Annotated in this window: 4 protein-coding genes; all 4 read right to left on the bottom strand. The window is 41.3% G+C overall.

Features of this window, described 5'->3' with window-relative positions; genetic code table 11:
- A partial coding sequence (locus EP57_RS03320; protein ID WP_036084242.1) for an Ig-like domain-containing protein occupies positions 1-2,744 on the bottom strand: 2,744 nt, incomplete at its 3' end.
- A gap of 209 nt (positions 2,745-2,953) precedes the next feature.
- Positions 2,954-4,093: a glycosyltransferase family 4 protein gene (locus EP57_RS03325; RefSeq protein WP_241480700.1), complete on the bottom strand. Its 1,140-nt coding sequence runs from the start codon at positions 4,091-4,093 to the stop codon at positions 2,954-2,956.
- An 11-nt stretch (positions 4,094-4,104) separates the two neighbouring features.
- On the bottom strand, positions 4,105-4,614 hold the full coding sequence (locus tag EP57_RS03330; protein ID WP_036084243.1) for a DUF4352 domain-containing protein: 510 nt from the start codon (positions 4,612-4,614) through the stop codon (positions 4,105-4,107).
- 82 nt (positions 4,615-4,696) lie between these two features.
- Positions 4,697-4,896 (bottom strand): immunoglobulin-like domain-containing protein (locus EP57_RS16915; protein WP_036084244.1); only part of this gene is annotated, 200 nt, incomplete at its 5' end.

The raw sequence follows: 4,896 nt of genomic DNA on the forward strand, positions 1-4,896 counted from the left end.
TTCGCATAGATAGCATAAGCGCCATTTGCAACGCTTGTTTGGCGTTTAACATCACCATTCACGAAAATTTTCACACGAGTAATGCTTGATCCAGCTGTTCCACTAACGTTTTGGTCTTTTGCCATATCATATCCTGTAGCTGTCAATTGGTAAGCCACACGGTTGTCTGCTTGAACAGTGGCAGTTACCATGTTACCAATTGTTCCTTTGGCATCAACAGAAGCGAGTTGGAATGTGCTTCCTGCTGTGGCTAATTTCGCTTGGTCGCCTGTGTAGATTGAGAATTTACCATCTGTTACAGTTGCGTAGCGAACGAATTTACCGTCGACATATAGGGCTACTTTTGTTGCACCTGCTGGCGTTGTTCCTTTAGCGTACACATCTGTTGTATAGTAAGTCGCAATAGTTGGTGCTGCTAATACAGATACGACTGTTCCTGTTGCTTTTGGACTTTCATTTCCTACAGCATCTTTACTTGCGATTTGGAATGTGTTTCCTGCTACTGTCAAGGCTACTTGGTCTCCTGTATAGATTGCGTAAGTGCCGTCTGCGTTTACTGCTGCTGTACGAACGGCTTTACCGTCTACATATAGCACCACTTGTTTCGAACCTGCTGCAGCTGTTCCGCGTGCATAAGCGTCTGTTGCTGCATATTTGTTAATCACTGGAGCTGTTAATTTCGATTTCACTGTACCTGCTGTTTTCGCGCTTTCCATGCCAGCTGCGTTTGTAGCAGAGATTTGGAAGTTTGCTCCTACAGTTGCTAAGCTTGCTTGATCGCCTGTGTAGACAGAGTAGTTACCGTCTGCATTTACAGCTGCTGTACGAACAGCCTTACCGTTCACATACAATGTTACTTTAGAAGCGCCTGTGGCTACTCCTTTTGCGTAAGCATCTGTTGTATAATAATCTTGGATGCTTGGTGCTGCGATTTTCGCTTGAACTGTCGCGTTTGCTTTTGTGCTCATATTGCCATTTTCATCAATTGCAACTACTTGGAAAGCTGTTCCTGCTGTGTTCATTTTCGCATTGTCAGCTGCGTAGATTTGATATTTACCATTGCTGTCGATTGCACCGTAACGAACTAATTGGTTGTCGATATAAAGGGCAATTTTACTTGCGCCTGTTGGAGCCGAACCCGTTACATAGCCCGCTGTTGCGTAGTAATCATTGATAGTTGGCGCTGCTAATGTATCAGCTTGGACTGTTACTGTTGTTGCGTTGCTTTTGTTGCCAGCTGCGTCAGTTAGGGATACTTCAATTTTAGCTCCTACAGCTTGTTTCGGAATTGCGATGCTAAATGCGCCTTGGCTATTGATACGACCTTGAATAATACCACCTGATGGTAATTTTACAGTGACATCACAGTTGGCTTCCCCTGTTCCTGAGATGATAGTATCTGTGCTTTTAACTGCATTCACTTTAGGAGCATCTGGTGCAATGACATCTAAAACTGTTGTAGTTACGTTTTGACTGTCTGTACCAGTGTTATCTTGTGCTACTGCTTCAACGATTGCACCTGCATCTGGTGCATCAATGTCTATAGAGAATTTACCAGCAGCATCAATTGTACCGCTATATGAGATGGTTGAATCACCAGTCTTCACTTTGATAGTGATGATGTTACCTGAGTCACCTGTTCCTGTCACGCGTGTGGATGTGTTAGTGACGTTGTCTAGTGTTGGTGTACTTGGCCCTTCGTAGGATATTGATGCAGTTGCCTTAGCGCTAGATACGCCGTTTAATACGGATGTTGCCTCAACACTTGTGTTTGCTGCCTGTTTTGGAATAGTAACGCTCCATGTACCGTTAGAAGTTACTGTTGCCGGATATTCGATACCGTTTGCTTTGAATGTTAGTGTAGAACCTGCTTCTCCTGTTCCTGATGCTGTTGTGCTTTTAGATGTTAATGGATTGATTGTTGGTGTTGCGATTGGTGCTTGTTGGACTGTTTGACTTGCAGATGAGGTTAACGTACCTGATGTTACAGTTGCTGTAAGTGTTGAACCATAGGCTTGTCTTGGAATTGCAATATTATAGTTCCCAGAAGCATCTACTGTTCCTGTCCCTACTTGTGTCTCACCATTTTTTATTACAACCGTCCCATTTGGTTGGCCCTTACCTGCTACAGTGGTACTTGTTGTAGACAAAGCATTTAGTGTAGTTTGCTCAAGTACAGTAATATCCTCTAAACTAACATTTGAAAACTTGAAAGTACCTAGACTATTTTGGATTGGCAACATATCAAGAACAACGTTGACTGTATTACCTGTAGCAGTATATTCACAAGTTTCTGTTCTTGTTCCTGTCACATTTCCCCAATTCCCATATAAAAGTGGGCCAACACCTATATCAAATTTAGCATTTGATACATTCGTTGCAGTTACAGTCAGCCTGTATGTGTGTCCTGGTACCGCATTTACTATCTGCTTAACTTGTGGAGCCGGGTTCAGTTGATTGTTGGTCGCACTCATTGTTATAGAGCCGTCTCCATTTGGTGTTGCAGTAAAGTTAGAAGAGTTTTTTTCCCACCCTGTCATACCATTGAATTCTGGATTTTGTAATAAATTCTGTGAAGATTTCAATCCACTCGTTAACTTCTGTTCTGCTTTATTTCCTGCTTCCGTCCCTTGATTCTCCGCTGCCATACTCTTCGCTGGCATTGCTGTGATTAGTGAACTTGCTACTACATTCGCCGCGACTACTGCCATGGCTACTTTTTTCATTGTTTGATTCTTACTCATTATTTGTTGTCTCCTCTTAATATAATTTTGGTTTTTCTCATGAATTAATTGACGCTGGAATTGTTTGTTTCATTCTAACTCCTCTCAGCTACGGTCTCATTCCATTTGCGTTTAGCTTGAATTCATGAACATCCATTCCTTTCTGCTTTGGTTTTGTACAACTTCTTATTTTTTCATTACTGGCTTACAAAATAGTTGTTTAAAAATGCCTATCGGTATAAATCAATTAATTTATCTGCTTCTGTTTGCCAATTGTAGGTCGTTTCAAAAGCTGTTCGTCCATTTGTGGCAAAGCGTTGCCGTAATGCCGTATCTTGGATGAATCGTTCTGCTTGATTGGCTACGACTTCGATGTCCAACACATTTGCGGTCAGTCCTGTATCTGTCTCTTCTATGAGTGCTTTCCAATCTGGGATATCGGTTGCTAAAATTGGTAGTCCTGCTGCCATATATTCGAATAATTTCGTCGCGAGTGAGTGCATATAATTGGGAATTGGATGGAGTAAGCATAGACCGACATGTGCTGTTGCGTAATGTTGCCAAATTTCAGTGTATGGAATTCGACCGAATGTGGTAACTATGCTTTCTAGTTCGTGTTTTGCTATATAAGCCGTCACTTCTGCTTCTACTTGTGGTTGCATCGGACCAATCAATTTCAAGTGAATCTGAGTATATCCCCGCTGTTTCAATGTTCGCATTAAGTCCAACATGTCAAATACTCCGCGATCTCGAACAATATCACCGACATACACAAATGTAAAAGCCTCTTCTTTATTTGCTTTTGTTTCAGCTTGCCATGTTGGTAAATTTAAAATATCTACTTGCTGAATCGCGACTTGTTGATACTGTTTCTTATATGATGTTTCTGCAAAAATAACCGCATCACACGCTGGCATCCATTGCTTTTCTTTGTGTGCTAGCCATTTGGACAATGGTATGCGTGCGGGGGCCGGAATCCATTCTTTCGTACGCAACATTGCTGGAAAGTTTTCATGCATGTCGTAAATGATTTTGCAATTTGGCTTTCGCTTCTTGAGCTTAGGGGCTAGAAAAAGGAGTTCAAAATCGTGAAAATGATAATAGAGGGCATCTGAGGCCAGCGCTTTTTCGTAGAGCTGTTTCCAGCGTTTTGGTCGCGCCAATTTGCCGCCTCGTGGTAATGTCGTAACGTTTAACTTGGTGTTTGTTTCTGTACATACGTTTGGTCCTTCAATTGCATTGAAATCTACTATAAAGCCGTTCTCAGCTAGTGTCATGGCTTCTTTGAAGTAAATGCGTGTGTCGGACCAAACATGTACAGAGCTGAACATGAATACTTTATTGGCTTGTAGGTTTTGATTGATATTCAAGTTCTCTCACCTTACTTTGCTGTTTTTGGTGTACCTATGTTCCATTCTAGTGTTTTATCGTTTTTAGATGTGTCCACTGCTTTATCGTAGACAACAGTTAGATTCGTTGCGTCTTTTGGAATCGCGTAGTAGCCGATACCTTGTAATGTTTTTCCTGGTTTGATGACATCGCCAAAGTTATCTTCGTGACCGTACATTTTATATTTATTACCTTTAGAATCCTTGATGTAAAAATCGCCTGCGCCAACGCCATAATCGACTTTGCCATTGTTTTTAATAGTAAAATGAACAGCGAGTAACGATTGGTCGTTTTTTAGTGTGTCGTCATTGACAATGTTATCGCTTGTAATTTTCATAGCCATGTTGTTAATTGTTTTTTCTTGATTGATTTCGGTTTTTGTTGTTTCTTTCTGTGTTTGTGTCTGAGCTGCTTTGTTGTCGTTATTGTCTGCTGTATTTGAACATGCTACTGTACCGAGTAAGGCTCCGATTGTTAAACCGGTCATCAATAATTTCTTCATTTTTTGTTCCACCTTCGTTAGTTTGATTTTTTATTTACTCCACACCTAGTATGAACACTAGGTGTGAAGCGTTGGCTTGGTTTTATTTCACGTTAACTGCTTGGCGAGAGATTTCTGCACCTGAAGCGTCAAAGCCTACCATTTCTACTTTTTGTGATGCGGATGTTACTTTGTCTGCAGCGTATACTGTGAATGAATTGCCTGTGATTGCTGCTTGACGAGCGAAAGTTCCATCAACGAACAATTGTACTTTCTTGATGTCCGAACCAAATGCGCCTATGA

The organism is Listeria booriae (genome assembly GCF_000766865.1).
Classification (GTDB): domain Bacteria; phylum Bacillota; class Bacilli; order Lactobacillales; family Listeriaceae; genus Listeria_A; species Listeria_A booriae.

Excerpts from the sequence above, each read along its gene's own strand:
- EP57_RS03330 (WP_036084243.1), bottom strand. The coding sequence starts at position 4,614 with ATGAAGAAATTATTGATGACCGGTTTAACAATCGGAGCCTTACTCGGT.